The 15,841-nt window shown below is 43.9% G+C and carries 9 protein-coding genes; 4 read left to right on the top strand and 5 right to left on the bottom strand.

All coding sequences use genetic code 11. The features are described from left to right. The first annotated feature begins 78 nt into the window (after nucleotides 1-78). The 4 genes from FKX85_RS15215 (at nucleotide 79) to FKX85_RS21925 (ending at nucleotide 5,942) form a co-directional block, all read left to right on the top strand. Complete coding sequence (locus FKX85_RS15215) at nucleotides 79-1,725, top strand: UxaA family hydrolase (RefSeq protein ID WP_141615546.1); 1,647 nt, start codon at nucleotides 79-81, stop codon at nucleotides 1,723-1,725. Between the two features lie 864 nt (nucleotides 1,726-2,589). Further along, the gene (locus FKX85_RS15210; RefSeq protein ID WP_141615545.1) at nucleotides 2,590-3,972 is read left to right on the top strand and encodes a 3-keto-disaccharide hydrolase; all 1,383 of its coding nucleotides are present in this window, start codon (nucleotides 2,590-2,592) and stop codon (nucleotides 3,970-3,972) included. A gap of 129 nt (nucleotides 3,973-4,101) precedes the next feature. Next, nucleotides 4,102-5,451, top strand: coding sequence for a Gfo/Idh/MocA family protein (locus FKX85_RS15205; RefSeq protein ID WP_141615544.1), 1,350 nt, complete (start codon nucleotides 4,102-4,104; stop codon nucleotides 5,449-5,451). Between the two features lie 29 nt (nucleotides 5,452-5,480). Beyond that, nucleotides 5,481-5,942, top strand: coding sequence for a DUF3784 domain-containing protein (locus FKX85_RS21925; protein WP_141615543.1), 462 nt, complete (start codon nucleotides 5,481-5,483; stop codon nucleotides 5,940-5,942). Between the two features lie 386 nt (nucleotides 5,943-6,328). Here FKX85_RS21925 and FKX85_RS15195 read toward each other — a convergent pair whose 3' ends face one another. From FKX85_RS15195 to metH, 5 genes are all read right to left on the bottom strand, one after another. After that, nucleotides 6,329-7,648, bottom strand: a complete 1,320-nt coding sequence (locus tag FKX85_RS15195; RefSeq protein ID WP_141615542.1) for a Gfo/Idh/MocA family protein — start codon at nucleotides 7,646-7,648, stop codon at nucleotides 6,329-6,331. 24 nt (nucleotides 7,649-7,672) lie between these two features. Continuing rightward, complete coding sequence (locus FKX85_RS15190; protein WP_229239644.1) at nucleotides 7,673-8,617, bottom strand: formylglycine-generating enzyme family protein; 945 nt, start codon at nucleotides 8,615-8,617, stop codon at nucleotides 7,673-7,675. A gap of 253 nt (nucleotides 8,618-8,870) precedes the next feature. After that, a complete protein-coding gene (locus tag FKX85_RS15185; protein WP_229239643.1) occupies nucleotides 8,871-11,507 on the bottom strand; it encodes a glycoside hydrolase family 95 protein in 2,637 nt (878 codons plus the stop codon). A 578-nt stretch (nucleotides 11,508-12,085) separates the two neighbouring features. Further along, entirely contained in the window at nucleotides 12,086-13,039 is a 954-nt protein-coding gene (metF, locus tag FKX85_RS15180) for a methylenetetrahydrofolate reductase [NAD(P)H] (protein WP_141615540.1), read from the bottom strand. A 90-nt stretch (nucleotides 13,040-13,129) separates the two neighbouring features. Continuing rightward, nucleotides 13,130-15,838 (bottom strand): methionine synthase, encoded by a 2,709-nt coding sequence (gene metH / locus FKX85_RS15175; protein ID WP_141615539.1) that lies wholly within the window; start codon nucleotides 15,836-15,838, stop codon nucleotides 13,130-13,132. Between the last annotated feature and the right edge of the window lie 3 nt (nucleotides 15,839-15,841).

Here is a 15,841-nt window from a genome sequence, read left to right as displayed (position 1 = left end):
CCGGAATTTTCATTTGCATTAGCATTTTTTTACCTAAATTGTGCAATCGATTGCGCAATATAATAAATTTTAATTCACATGTTACATAAAATCTTAAAGATTCACCCAAAAGATAATGTGTTGGTTGCACTAACTGACCTAAAAGCTGGTGAGAAAATTGAGTTTGAGGCAAATGAAATCATGCTGACGCATGATGTAAAGGCAAAGCACAAATTTGCAGAAAATAGCTTTGCTACTGATGAAGATATATATATGTATGGTATCATCTGTGGAAAAGCCATGAACAACATCGCAAAGGGTGAAGTATTGACAACTCAAAATGTAGCTCATAAGACTTCAGAATTTACAGGGGTTAGGGATTTTAAACCATGGAATTCCCCTGATGTCAGCAAATGGGCCGACCGTACCTTTATGGGCTATCACCGTAAAGATGGACAGGTAGGTACCGCCAATTATTGGTTGGTAATACCGCTAGTATTCTGCGAAAACAGAAACATCGAAATCATGAAAAATGCTTTTGTAGAAGAATTAGGCTTTGCGAAGCCAAATAAATACAAAAGCTTCGTGAAACAGATGAAAGACCTTTATGCCCAAGGTAAAAAAGAACAAATCTCCGAGCTCAGCGTAGAGACAGCTGAGCAAGACGGGGAATCACGGATATTTAAAAATATTGACGGTATCAAATTCCTAACACACCAAGGTGGATGTGGTGGAATCAGGCAGGATTCTGAGATGCTCTGTGGCTTGATCGCTGGCTATATCAATAATCCAAATGTGGCAGGGGCTACTATTCTCAGCTTAGGTTGCCAGAATGCGCAGCCTGCTATCTTGAGAGAAAAACTGGATAAAGTCAATCCAGATCTTAAAAAGCCAGTTATTATATTGGAGCAGCAGCAAGAAGGAACTGAAAACATCCTTCTGACCAATGCCATCCAACAAACCTTCTTGGCACTTACTGATGCTGACCAACTAGAGCGACAGCCTGCACCATTGAGCAAGCTCACCGTTGGCCTGGAATGTGGTGGATCAGATGGTTTTTCGGGTATTTCTGCCAATCCATCCGTAGGACATGCTTCTGATTTGGTAGTGGCACTTGGTGGCAAAACCATTCTTTCCGAATTTCCTGAGCTGTGTGGTGTAGAGCAAGAACTGATCAACCGATGTACAACAGATGAATCAGCAGATAAATTCGTGTCCCTTATGCGTGCTTACGCTGCTTCAGCAGAAGCCGTAGGTTCTGGTTTTGATATGAATCCGAGTCCAGGAAATATTAAGGACGGCCTGATCACAGATGCGATGAAATCAGCAGGAGCTGCCAAAAAAGGCGGAACCTCCCCTATCGTGGATGTATTGGATTATGCAGAATATGCCAAAAAGCCAGGCTTAAACTTACTGTGTACCCCAGGCAATGATGTGGAGAGTACCACTGCCATGGCCGGATCAGGTGCCAATGTTATCCTCTTCACCACTGGACTGGGAACACCTACCGGTAACCCTGTTACGCCTGTGCTGAAAGTCTCCTCCAATCATATTTTGGCGAAAAAAATGGACGATATCATCGATATCAATACTGGAGGTGTCATCTCTGGAGATAAGACCATCGATCAGATGGGTGAAGAGATCCTTGAACACATCATCGAAGTGGCCAGCGGCACTAAGAAAGCCAAAGCACAGTTACTCAATCAGGATGACTTTATCCCGTGGAAAAGAGGAGTGTCATTGTGAGAAGCTAGATGAAAGATTTGAGACTTTTGGAGTAGAGATATAAAAACGCCTTCGGGCGTTTTTTTGTTGAAAATCAAAGGATGCAGGAAAACTGCTTTTACCTATTTATATTCTTTATTACTGGAGTCCGAGAAAACAATCGTCAAATTGAAAAAAAAATCAACTGTTTTCATCCCTAAATCCCCTAAAAGGGACTTTCTAAAGCTCCCCTTTAGGGGATGGGGGCATTTTAGGGATTGGAATAAAACCCTCAAATTTCTATTCAAAGACAGTTTTTGATCATATTTGAAATTTAGTCGGACGGTAGCAATTATTTATTCCGCATTTAATGCCGTTTAGTTAATGTCAAGAATAAAGAACGTCACCCTGAGCCCTTCGGCCAGCTCAGTACAGGCCAGCTTAGGATAAACTAAAAAAGGTCAGCGTTGAACCTCGACACGATCTGCCTAGGCAGTTCCGCTCGATCTGACACCATCAAAGTCACTTAACTAAACGGCGTTGAACCCACATTATGTAGTAAGACTGTCACGACTACTGTCGGGAAGGTTATAAGAAAGCCTTAGGATTGGCTGCATCCGCACTGTTTGGGCAGCCAGCCCAGGCGGATGGAGATATCATAATCCCTGGAGTCACAGACCGCAGTAGAACATAGCAGGTTCAACTCCAGTAGCCCCGCAACCCAGCTGATTCCACTATTTTTTAATCTTTCAATCTTACCTCAGAACATGATAACATTTCAACTTTTAAACATCCCAAGCTCCTCCTTCTCGGAATCGATTTCGTAATTAAACTACTTACAATATTTGACAAGCAAGGATTAAATCCTCATTTTTAACATGCTAAATTAATAAAACCAAGATAAACATGTTTAAGAAATTATCTTTCCCGCTTGCTATTATTTTAAGCGGAATAGTTTGTTTTTCCTGCGAACAGAAAAAGGAAAACACGACCACCGAAGATGGATGGACCTCACTTTTTGATGGTGAATCACTAGAAGGGTGGAAAGCACTAGGCGGCGAGGCTGAATTTATTATTGAAGACGACGCAATTGTCGGTATTTCTAAAGTGAATACTCCCAATACCTTTCTTTCTACAGAAAAGGTTTACAGCGATTACATATTGGAGCTGGACCTAAAGATAGAAGATGAGACAAGTAACTCCGGTGTCATGACACGAGGTCAGTATAATACTGAAAAAAGCCGTGTCTTCGGCTACCAAGTGGAAGCGGATCCCAAAGAGAGGGCTTGGTCAGGTGGTATTTATGACGAAGCCAGACGTGGTTGGTTATATCCGTTAAGCTTAAATCCCGAAGCAAGAAAAGCTTTCAAACTGGGCGAGTACAATCATTACCGTATAGAGGCCATTGGCAACGAAATCAAAACATGGGTAAATGGCCAGCCGGTAGCCTATGTGATGGATGATATGGACAGCCAAGGATTCATTGGCCTGCAGGTTCACAGCATCGGAAGCAATCCTGACCATGCCGGAAGAAAGACCTATTTCAAAAACATTAAGATCCAAACAGAAAACCTTCAGCCAAAGGCTTTTGAAAAAGGACATTATGTGGTAAGTACTGTGGACAATAAACTTACTGAATATGAAAAAGAGGATGGCTGGAAGTTACTTTTCAATGGTACCAGTACCGAAGGCTGGAAGTCTGCCAATGGCGATGAATTTCCCTCAAAGGGTTGGACCATCAGTGATGGCGTCCTGACCATTGCGGAATCTGACGGCAGCGAGTCCCAATCTTATGGAGACATTGTGACAAAAGACATGTTCAGCGCTTTCGACTTATCTTTTCAGTTTAAATTATCTGAAGGAGCCAATAGCGGAGTGAAATACTTTGTAACCTTGGATGAAAAAACTTCCGGCTCGGCAATCGGCCTGGAGTATCAAATCCTCGATGATGAAAAGCATCCTGATGCCAAAAAAGGAAAAGATGGTAATAGGACCCTTTCTTCCCTATATGACCTGATCACTGCAGATAAGCAGTCCAGATTTACCAAAAAAATCGGTGAATGGAACCAAGGACGCGTCGTCGTGTATCCAAACAATCATGTGGAGCATTACTTGAATGGCAGCAAAGTTCTTGAATACGAAAGAGGCTCAGAGGAATATCGTAACCTGGTAGCTGGCAGTAAATATGCCAAATGGGAAGGTTTTGGTGAGGCCGAGGAAGGACATATCCTTCTCCAGGATCATGGAAATCTCGTAAGCTTTAAAAGCATCAAATTAAAAGAATTATAAAATAAACCACTAGCAAACAATGCTGTAAGCTAACTTCCAGATGACCCTGTCGCTTATATGCGTTTGCAGGGTCATTTGATTTTAGCGATGCCCCTACCCAACTTAATCTAGAGAAAATCTAAAAGCCTTATGAAAAAAAATAACAATAGAAGAGAATTCATAAAAAAATCAGCCCTTGCCACTGCAGGTATATCCAGCTTGGGTGCGCTGGGATTCAGTGCAAAAAGCTATGGCAAAATCATAGGAGCAAACGATAGGCTGAATGTGGCTATTTGCGGCCTTGGAAGGCGACTTGGAGCTTATTATGACCCCATTTCCCTTCCCATCTCCAATGTCAACTTGGTATACCTCTGCGATGTCATGAAATCACAGCGGGAAAGGGCTGCAAAAAACTTTGCAAAGCGTATAGACCACACGCCAAAGCTGGAAAATAGTATTTTTAAAGTCATCGAAGATCCAGACGTGGACGCCATCATCAATGCCACACCTGATCACTGGCATGCGCCTGGTACTTGGATGGCTGTGGAAGCAGGAAAGCATGTCTACGTGGAAAAACCTTGCAGCCATAATCCGAGAGAAGGCGAATTACTGGTAGAGTACCAAAAGAAATACAACAAGGTGATCCAAATGGGTAACCAACAGCGGTCCTCTTCCCCTTCTCAAGAAATCATCAATGCCATTCATAATGGTGAAATAGGAAATCCATATAAAGCAACGGCCTTTTATTCCAATGCCAGGGGTAAAGTAGTAAATCCAACCAAAGCACCAGTTCCTGAAGGACTGGACTGGGACCTTTTCCAGGGCCCTTCGCCAAGGAAGGAGTACATGCACGACACCTGGGATTACAACTGGCACTGGTACGGTTGGGATTTTGGAACGGCAGAAACCGGTAATAATGCCACGCATGAATTGGACATTGCCCGATGGGCACTTCAAGTAGAATTCCCTAATCGTGTCATGGTGGATTCCGGAAAATACCATTGGCCGGAGGACGGCTGGACCATGTACGATACCATGGATGCTGTGTTTAAGTTTGAAGGTAATAAGACCATCCAATGGGATGGAAAGAGTCGAAATAGCATGAAAACGTATGGTGGTGGAAGAGGAACGATCATCTATGGTACAGAAGGATCTGCATTCATCGACAGAAGCGGCTATAAGCAGTACGACAGGGATGGCAAATTAGTAAAGGAAAACTATGGTTCCGGTTCGGAAGCAGGTACAGCCCTGGGAGGTGGTGGCGATGTATCCACGACACACGTTTACAACTTCTTCCAGGCCATCAGGGGTAAAGAAAAGCAAAACTCCCCAATTGATGAAGGGGCTAAAAGCACCCTGCTGTGCCACTTGGCCAACATCGCTTCGCGTACAGGTGAAGTTCTGGAGTGTAACACCAAAAATGGCCACATCACCAATAGTAAGGCAGCCAAAAAGCTTTGGTCAAGGGATTATGAGAAAGGTTACGAACCTACTATTTAAACTAGTAGGTTGTATGTAGTATTTAGATCATGCCATGGCCCAGGAGTCATGGCATTTTTTTCTGTTTTTACTGGACAAACATGATCTTTGTAGTTTTTGCCATCAGTTTATTGTTTATAAGTATTGGTTATCTGGTGAATAAAGGTAATGCAGCTCAGCTGCTATCCGGATATAACCGATTGAGTGAAGAGGAGCGTAAAAAAATTGATATTACTTCCTACCTTGAACTATTTAGAAGGTTTCACTGGTTTTTGGGAATCGGAATCTTTATAGGAAGTGGGGTACTATATTTTAGTTTAGGAGAACAGTGGACAGCTTTTTTTATGACAAGTTTTACGATGGTAGCTTATTGTTTTTTTATCTGGTATGGATTGAGGTTTTATAAAGGTGTCAATGTCAGGTCCACCAAAATCGCCCTAATGATTTTCATCATACTGACTGTGTTTACTACAGGGTTCTTCATATACTTACTCGCTAAATATCCACTTTAAATTCATTCCATTTGTATAATTCGTGGCAACTTGTCAATTCTTGAAGAATTGACAAATGCTATATTTACTTAAGTAATAGTTCAAATAACCAAGTGAGCATTTTGAGAGTTATCAAAAAACCCAGACGAAAAGAATCATCTGGGTTCATTAAATATTTGTACTAACCTGAATTCGATTATGAAATCAGTATAAATTCGTCATTAAGAGCCCTTTTTGGGATGGTTTGTGCGTTAAAATTGCCACGGTGAGCTGCCACGGCTCCTTCCCCAAATTCTACCCTAAGCCCTGTTTGGCTTCAGACAAGCCTGTTTGGCACCAGACAAACTCGCAGTGGCGGTATTTTAAATCGAGCTCAGGTTACTATTTTACTTTTATACTAACCTAGATCAAACCACTTTAGTTTGTCCCGGTATGGCATGAGGATAGAGTCCATTTTCGTCAGGCAATACTTTTGGCATAGCATCCCAGGCAAATTTTTCCGGCATCAAGTCAATCTTGGAATTAAATGCTTCATCCCATGAGATTTCTTTGCCCGAATAAGTCGCATTCCTTCCTAAAATAGAAGTCATGGTACTCATGGCTGATCTCGTAGCATCCTCATAAACATACTCCCCCTTTACGATTGCAGCAAAGAGTTTATTATGTTCCTGTTGATAAGGGTTGATATTGCCTTTTCCGTCATGGTCATAAATAGCGTTGCCACCGGGCCCTGTAAGTTTTCCTACGTTCCCTGCATTCATATACGCCCTACCCTTTGTGCCGACAAACGACTCGTCGACTTTGTTAAATGCACCAGGGAAATGGCGGCATTCACTGTCGATCACTGTGCCATCAGCATAGGTAAAACGGACTGAGTGATGGTCAAAAATCTCACCAGTGTCTAATCCTGTACGGACCATTCTACCTCCGGTACCTTCTGCTTTTACAGGATATCCTCCTTTTACCCAGTTGGCAATATCGATGTTGTGAACATGTTGCTCGGTAATATGGTCTCCACATAGCCAATTGAAATAGTACCAATTGCGCATTTGATATTCCATTTCGGTTTGATCAGGTGTCCTGGCCCGGGTCCATACTCCTCCTCCATTCCAATAAACATGTCCTCCGACAATATCCCCAATCGCTCCATCTTCGATACGCTTGATGGTCTCGATATAATTATCTTGATACCGCCGCTGAAGTCCTACGACCACATTGAGCTTTTTGGATTTTGCCTGCTCAGCAGCAGCAATCACTCTTCGGATGCCATTTGCATCTGTGGCCACAGGTTTTTCCATAAAAACATGTTTGCCCTGCCGAATAGCTTCCTCAAAATGGATAGGCCTAAAACCTGGAGGAGTTGCCAATAGGACCACATCTGCTTCCGCGATAGCATGTTTGTAGGCATCAAATCCCACAAACTTTTTGTCCTCTGTTACCACTACTTTTTCAGCACCTATTTTTGAAGATAGGGCTTTATAACTGTCGTCAAGCCTGTCCCTAAAAGCATCGGCCATGGCTACCAGTTTTATATTTTGGTCGGTGCCAAAAGCCTGGAAAGCTGCACCAGTTCCTCTGCCACCACATCCGATCAAGGCGATTTTTATCTCATCACTCCCTGCGGCATGCGCGCCAGGGATGGAAAAGGGACTAAGCATCATTCCTCCTGTTACTAGGGCTGAAGTTTTGAGAAAATCCCTCCGTTGGTTTTTATTTTTTAGGTTCATTGTACGTTATTAGGTTTTATGTGATTAATAGTCATCAATGGGTGCTTGGTCATAATAGGCCATGATGTCTTCTTCAGAAGGTTGCTCCAGCGGTCTAACTACCCTGATTCCCAAAAAAGGAGCTTCAGGAAACCACCATCGGCTTTTGGGGATCTGAGGGTCTATCTGTTTCCACTCCGGTGTAGACTGGAAGCGTTGACTGCTCCGCAATTCGTCTGCCTCGCTGACATAGCTGCCTCCGCGAATGGATCGTGGGTACAGCTCTTCCGTAGTTTGAACCGGATTATTATCTACTTTTGCGGTTACTGGATAATTGGGAAGGTAAGCATCATTGGTCCACTCCATGACATTTCCATAAATGTCGTAGAGCCCCCATGGATTGGCTTTCTTCTGACCGATTTTATGGGTGGTTTCCCCACTGTTGGCACCATACCAGGCATATTCATCCAGTTTTTCAGGATCATCACCGAAGAAATAAGGGGCGTCAGCACCTGCGCGGGCAGCATATTCCCATTCAGCTTCAGTAGGCAAGCGATAAAACACTCCGGTTTTGGTATAAAGCCATTTGCAAAACTGGATAGCTCCATACTGGGTCATACCGATGGCGGGCTTATCGTCTTTGCCCATGCCAAAAGTCATATCCAGATAAGGAGTTGTCGGCCGTGTCAATCCATCTACTTCGGGAGGCAATGCCTGACCACTTACCGATGCTTCATAGTTTTTATTGAGAAATAATTCGAAAATGTCCCAGGTGATTTCATGGGTTCCCATCCAGAAGGCATCCACAGCCACTTTTCTTTGCGGGCCTTCGTCCTCTCTCCTGTCTGTTTCCCCTTCCGGACTGCCCATCACAAACTCCCCGGCCGGAATCGGGGTAAGCCCAAATTCTAAATCAGTATGGGGTATTTTCTGCTTATAGGGTTTGAAATCAACAGAACCATTACGTGTAACTTGTTGAGGAAATAGCATTCCCCCCGCTAAAACAAGGGTTATAATAGGTTTATTCAGCAACATATCGCTATAGGGTTTCAATAATATTTTGGCCAATATAGCAACTATTTAAAAAAATCGTCCCCCGTTCAAATAAAATGTGGCAAAAAGCCCCACAGCGGAATTATATGCAATTGGAAAATAGTAAAAACCTATCAGGCCTAAGCGAAGAATCAATCCTTATTCGTCTTCACTTTCGACAAACCTGATAGGTTTCTACAAGTTAACAAGACTAATCTCTATTGAAATTAATCACCTGCCCCGGTTCCGTTTGGATATAGTATTCATAATAATCCCCCTGACTTATTTCCATTAACTTCCCTTCATAATGGTTGAGGTAATCTCCTGGGTCAATGGGATGCAATAATTTGTTTTCCCCACTTTGGAGCAATGTAACTTCTTTATCAAATGACAGCGGCGTTTTGGACCGCAGCGGCAATACCCCACCATTATGTGCGGTGACTGTTCCACTTTGTAATTCATTGTTTTTCCATCCCAAGGCTACTTCAAAGCCGCCCCTGGCTTTTAGCCCTGATACTTCCCCCTGTTTCCATTTAGTAGGAAGTGCTGGCAAAAGGTGAACAGCCCCATTGTGGCTTTGGACCAGCATTTCGGCTATACCGGCAGTGGCACCGAAATTACCATCTATCTGGAAAGGTGGATGGGCATCAAAGAGATTGGTATAGGTGCCACTTCTATGAGCACCTTCTTCACCATCCTTTACCAACTGTAGCAAATTGGTCAACAGTTGAAGGGCATTATCGCCGTCGTGCAGTCTCGCCCACATATTGACCTTCCAGCCCATGGACCAACCGGTAGCCTTGTTTCCGCGACGTTCCATAGTCTTTTTGACAGCAGCAGCCAATTCAGGCGTAACAGACGCATTGATCTGATTTCCGGGATGAAAGCCATAAAGATGGGAAATATGACGGTGTCTCGGATCCTGTTCTTCAAAATCAAATTGCCATTCCTGCAACTGCCCATATTTTCCAATCTGATAAGGTAATAACTTGCCCAGCTTTTTACTGATTTCAGATTGGATATCGGTATTATATCCCAAAAGTCCACAGGCCTCTAAATAGCGGGAAAAAGATTCCCGGATAATGGCCATGTCCATAGTTGGCCCGGGGCTTTGGGTAGAGGTTTCTCCTTCCCCGAAAATAAATTTATTTTCAGGACTGTGCCCCACTGGAGTCACCAAGTACCCCTCTTTATTTGGAATAAGCCAATCTTTGTAAAACAATACCGCTCCTTCCAAGAGTGGAAAAACTTCAGTCTTAAGGAACTGCTCATCACCTGTAAAAAGGTACCGCTCCCACATGTGGCTCGTCAGCCAACCGGCCACCATCGGCCAAAATGCACAGGCACACCAATCCACCGGCTCTGAATGCCTCCATACAGTCATATTATGGTTTCCTACCCAACCTTGATTGCCAAACATGGTCTTGGCCGTTTCTTCACCGTTCACGGCAAGTTCTTTAATGGCGGTAAACAGCGGTTCGTGACATTCGGAAAGATTGGTCAGTTCTGCCGGCCAGTAATTCATTTCCAAATTGATATTCATCGTGTAGGCACTTGCCCAAGGTGGAATGATCTGAGCATTCCATATACCCTGAAGATTCAATGGCTGTCCTCCCGGCCGCGAACCTGAGATCATCAGGTACCGTCCAAATTGAAAATACAAACCGACCAAAGATTGGTCTTTGCCATTTTTAAATAGTTTTATCCTCTGGTCAGTGGGAAGTTTTGACTGTTTAGCGGGCTTGTCCAAACGGATCTTAACCCGGTCAAACAGTTCCCGGTAATCGGCTACATGAGTAGCGTGAAGCGCCTCATAATCTTTATGCCCAATAGTCTTCAAGAAGCCTTTTGCCTTGGCGGTTTCATCGCTCCCCTCAAATGCCGGGGATTTATCATAGCCATTGTAACTGGTGGCCGCGGAAACAAGGAAGACCACCTCATCGGCGTTTTCCACAGTAACCCCTTCATCCGTTACCTTGACCGTCCCACCGGTATTCCTGGTCTCCACCCTCGTGTCAAAGGCCATCCCCAGTCCAAAGACATCTTCATCGTACATGATCTGGGAAGCCCCGGGCTTAACATTTCCATCCATATCAAAAATCTCCGGATATTTATGTTGGTCTCCTAAATCGATCACCTTTTCCAAGGTCCTGCGTAAAGCGATACCAGGAGCCTTTCCCTTCAGTGCCAGTTGTTTTTCGTCCCGGAACACTTTTTCTGTGGGTTTATGCGGGGTTGACAGATCAAGTTTGCAATTGATCCTACCAGGTCTGTCCGTAGAAATTTTTACGACAATAACATGATCCGGATAGCTGGCAAAATACTCCCGGGTATAATTCACATCCCCTACTTTATATCGAACCCGAACCACAGACTTTCCCAGGTCGAGACTTCTTTGGTAATTTTCTATCTGTCCCCCATGGTCAAAATCGATCCATACATCACCCATAGGTTGAAAGCACTGCTGCGCCCTGCCCAGCCAGTCTTTTTGAATAATATCCTGGGCATGTTTGTATTCCCCGGCCTCCATCAAGGCCATTACTTCAGGATACTTCTTGCGCACATTGATACTCTTATAAGTACGATCCGGATCTCCGGAATACAGGGTGCCTTCATTCAGCTGTATACGCTCCTTTTCTATTCCCCCAAAGACCATCCCACCCATATAGCCATTGCCAATGGGGATGGCTTCTGTCCATTCCCCTGCAGGTCGGTCGTACCAGACTTTAACGTCCTGCTCATCAGGTGAAATGCTGATTTCCTGCCTGGCAATAGCCGAAACGCAGATAAGCTGTGCAATAAATAAAGATAAAAAACACTTTTGGATGCAGTTTCTGTTTGTCATCATGCTGAATAGGTCATGTTAAAATCATATAATAAAGAGGCCGTCCCATAACGAGTCCCCAATAAATTCGGAATAAGTTATGGGACAACCTTTTATTGACTTAAATTTAGTCCATAAGGACTAAACAAACAATTAAAATGCTCATTGTTTGCTCTACCATGACACTCCATGACCGAATTTTGCTCCAATCGGGCTTCCGTATTGGTCTCAATTTCACGGAATGGGATCGGCCATACATTTTGATGATCAGCAATATCGTTAACTGTAAACCCTGGAAGTTTATTATATGACTATAAGGGGACATACGTTAACTAAACGGCATTGAAGCTGGATTAAAAGTTAAAAGGAATCAAGCCACATTTCTGGGGAAATGCCATTAGCTTAACCACATAGGATCCACTTCCCAAGTCGACTTAGCTGTGCACCCTATGCTTTAGGCGATGGCCATTTAAATGGCTTTAGCCCCCAACTTTTCCACTTGATCCGTAAAAATACAAAAGCATCATGTTCCATATCGAAATGATGAACCATGATGCTTCTACTCTACAATGCTGCTCAGACCAATGCCGCCATGTTGGCCATCAAAAAACTGCACTGGCCACTTTGTGAACAGTGCTGGCTTTGCTCATCGTATAATAGTGCAGACCGGGCACGCCAAACTTCACCAATTCTTTACTTTGCTGAATAGCCCATTCGATGCCCACCTGACGGACTGCGGCATTGTCCTTACATTTTTCCAGCTCATCCATCAGGGCATCAGGAAGGTCAAGGAAGAAAATACTCGGCAGCACGGTGATTTGCCGCAAAGTAGTGATGGGTTTTAAGCCCGGAATAATGGGTACTGTAATTCCCGCCTCCCGCACATTTTTTACAAATTCAAAATATTTCTGGTTATCAAAAAACATTTGTGTTACGATATATTCTGCACCAGCGTCTACTTTGGCCTTGAGGTATTTCAGGTCAAACTTAAAACTGGGTGCTTCAAAATGCTTTTCAGGATATCCAGCCACACCTACACAGAAGTCTGTCTGAAAGCCCGTCTCGGTTTCCTCATGTAAATATTTCCCATGGTTCATCCCCACTATTTGCTTTACCAGCTCATTGGAATAGCTGTGACCACCTTCTTCAGGGATAAACCTACCCTCCGATTTTGGCGCATCGCCACGAAGGGCAAGGACATTCTCCACCCCAATGAAGTTAAGATCGATCAGTACATTTTCTGTTTCCTCTTTGTCAAATCCACCACACAGGATATGAGGGACAGCGTCCACCTTAAAGCGATTCATCAGTGCTGCACAGATTCCCACGGTACCGGGACGTTTTCGTGTGCTTACCTTTTCCAATAATCCATTGGTATGCTTCTTATAAACAAACTCTTCGCGATGGTAGGTGACATCTATAAATGGCGGATTGAAATCCATTAAAGGAGATATTCCGTCCAGCATTTCATTTAAACTTTGCCCTTTTAAGGGAGGAAGAATCTCAAAAGAAAAAAGTGTCTTTTTTGCTTGATTGAGGTGTTCAGTTACTTTCATTTAGGTTGTAATGTTTGTAGGTTTTAAGCTTGAAAGGCTATGGGGTTGAAATGTTGTAAAGTTACTGGTTATTAAGTTATTGGTTGCCTGTTACTTCAAAACAGGGTTCAATTGCGGTGTGTAGGCCAGATTTGGAGAAAGCCATTTTTCTGCTTGCTCCTTGGATACACCTTTTCGTCTGGCATAACTTTCCACTTGGTCCTCACCGATCTTGCCCAATCCAAAATATTTGCTTTCAGGATGGCCAAAGTAAAAACCACTTACGGAGGAAGTGGGTAACATGGCAAAGCTATCCGTCAAGTGCACATCAATGCTATTTTGGACGTCGAGTAATTCGAAAAGGGTGATTTTCTCAGAATGTTCTGGACAAGCTGGATATCCCGGTGCAGGCCGAATACCGGCGTAAGCTTCTTTGATCAAAGCGTCATTGTCCAGCTGTTCATTAGCTGCATAGCCCCAAAGATCTCTTCGAACGACTTCGTGCATGTATTCTGCAGCAGCTTCGGCTAGCCGGTCTCCGATGGCTTTAAACATGATCTCACTATAGTCATCCCCTTCCGCTTTAAAAGCATCCACCTTTTTGTCCATATTCAATCCTGCTGTAACCGCAAATCCGCCAAAATAATCCACTTCGTCGGGATGAAGGTAATCCGCCAAAGAACGGTTTGGAACCCCCTTGCCCTTTTTGCCCTGCTGTCGAAGGAAATGGAAAGTAGTTCCTGTTTCATGCAAATGCTCATCTAAGATCGACAGGTCATCTCCGCTCCTTCTTACCGGGTACAGTCCTACTATAGCTTTAGCTTGAAGCCAATCTTCAGCGATGGCCTTATCCAACATGGCGTTGGCTTCATCTAAGAGCTTTTGGGCCTGTTCCCCGACCACCTCATCCTTAAGGATCTTAGGGTACTTACCAGAAAGCATCCATGTGCTGAAAAACGGTGTCCAGTCAATATATTCTCTTATTACATTTAGGTCCAGGTCAAGGATCGTTTTACCTGGCTTGGCTGGTTTCACTGGGGTATAGCTTTCCCAGTCGATCATGACAGGATTGGCCTTGGCCTCTTCGTATGTGGCTAATTTTTTAGCTTCTTGTTTGGCTTGATGGCTTTCTCGTAATTCTGCGTAAGTCGCTTTGATCTTTTGATGATACGCTTCCCTAGTGTCCTCACTGATCGCTTCACCCGCCACAGGGACGGACTTGGATGCATCCAGAACGTGGACCACTGTACCGCTGTATACAGGATCTATTTTCACCGCCGTGTGAATCCTACTGGTCGTAGCGCCGCCGATCAGCAAAGGAAGCTTCATCCCCTGTCTTTCCATCTCAGATGCTACATTTACCATTTCATCCAATGAAGGCGTAATCAATCCACTAAGACCGATTATATCAACATCATTTTTAATGGCCTCATCAATGATCGTTTGGGCATCTACCATCACACCAAGATCGATGATCTGGTAGCTATTACATGCCAGCACCACTCCTACGATATTTTTGCCTATATCATGGACATCTCCTTTTACCGTAGCAAGTAATACTTTCTTGATAGAACTCTTTTCTTCGTTAAAATCGGCATCACCGGCCTTGGGCATAAAAGGCTCCAGATAGGCCACGGCTTTTTTCATCACCCTCGCTGATTTTACCACTTGGGGCAAAAACATTTTACCAGATCCAAAAAGGTCACCCACTACATTCATTCCATCCATCAATGGTCCCTCGATGACCTTCAAAGGACTCTTTAAGAGCTGTCTGGCTTCCTCTGCATCACTTTCGATATGATCAATGATGCCTTTTACCAAAGAATGCTCCATCCGCTTCTGTACAGATTCTGATCTCCAGGCTTCATTGGCGACTTCCTTTTTCCCGGATGATCTGACCGTCTCGGCAAACTCCAACAATCGCTCTGTGGCGTCATCTCTCCTATCCCAAAGGACATCTTCTACATGTTCTAACAAGTCCTTAGGAATATCATCATATACTTCCAGCATCGCAGGATTGACAATCCCCATGTCCATCCCGTGCTGAATAGCATGATATAAGAACGCCGCATGCATGGCTTCACGAACTGGATTATTCCCCCTAAACGAAAAACTCACATTACTGACACCGCCGCTCACTTTGGCACCAGGCAGGTTTTCTTTTATCCACTTCGTGGCCTTGAAGAAGTCGATTGCATTGCTGCGATGTTCTTCCATTCCTGTGGCCACCGGAAAAATATTAGGGTCAAAAATGATGTCTTGGGGATTGAATTTCACGGTCTCTACCAAGATGTCATAACTCCTCTTGCAGATATCTACTCGACGCTGGTAAGTATCTGCCTGGCCATCTTCATCAAAAGCCATAACGACCACCGCCGCACCAAATTTCTTGATTGTCTTCGCTTGATGGATAAATTCTTGCTCTCCATTTTTCAAACTAATGGAGTTTACAATACCCTTTCCTTGGATACACTTTAGCCCGGCCAAAATGATATCCCACTTCGAGCTGTCGACGACAATGGGAATCCTACTGATCTCAGGTTCAGAAGCGATCAGGTTTAGGTATTTGACCATGGCCGCTTCTCCATCAAGCATCCCCTCATCCATACAGACATCCAGTACTTGTGCACCTCCCCTTACTTGGTCCAGGGCCACTTCCAAGGCCTCGTCAAACAGTCCATTCAGGATCAAACGGGCAAACTTCTTAGAACCTGTTACATTGGTTCGCTCACCGATATTGACAAAATTCAACTCTGGTGTAAACACCAATGGCTCCAACCCGGATAATTTGAGTTGGTTATTTTTAATCTTCGTATCCATTCC

Source organism: Echinicola soli, from assembly GCF_006575665.1.
GTDB lineage: Bacteria > Bacteroidota > Bacteroidia > Cytophagales > Cyclobacteriaceae > Echinicola > Echinicola soli.
Note: the sequence above shows the minus strand (reverse complement) of the source record. Positions and strands in the feature narration are given on the sequence as shown.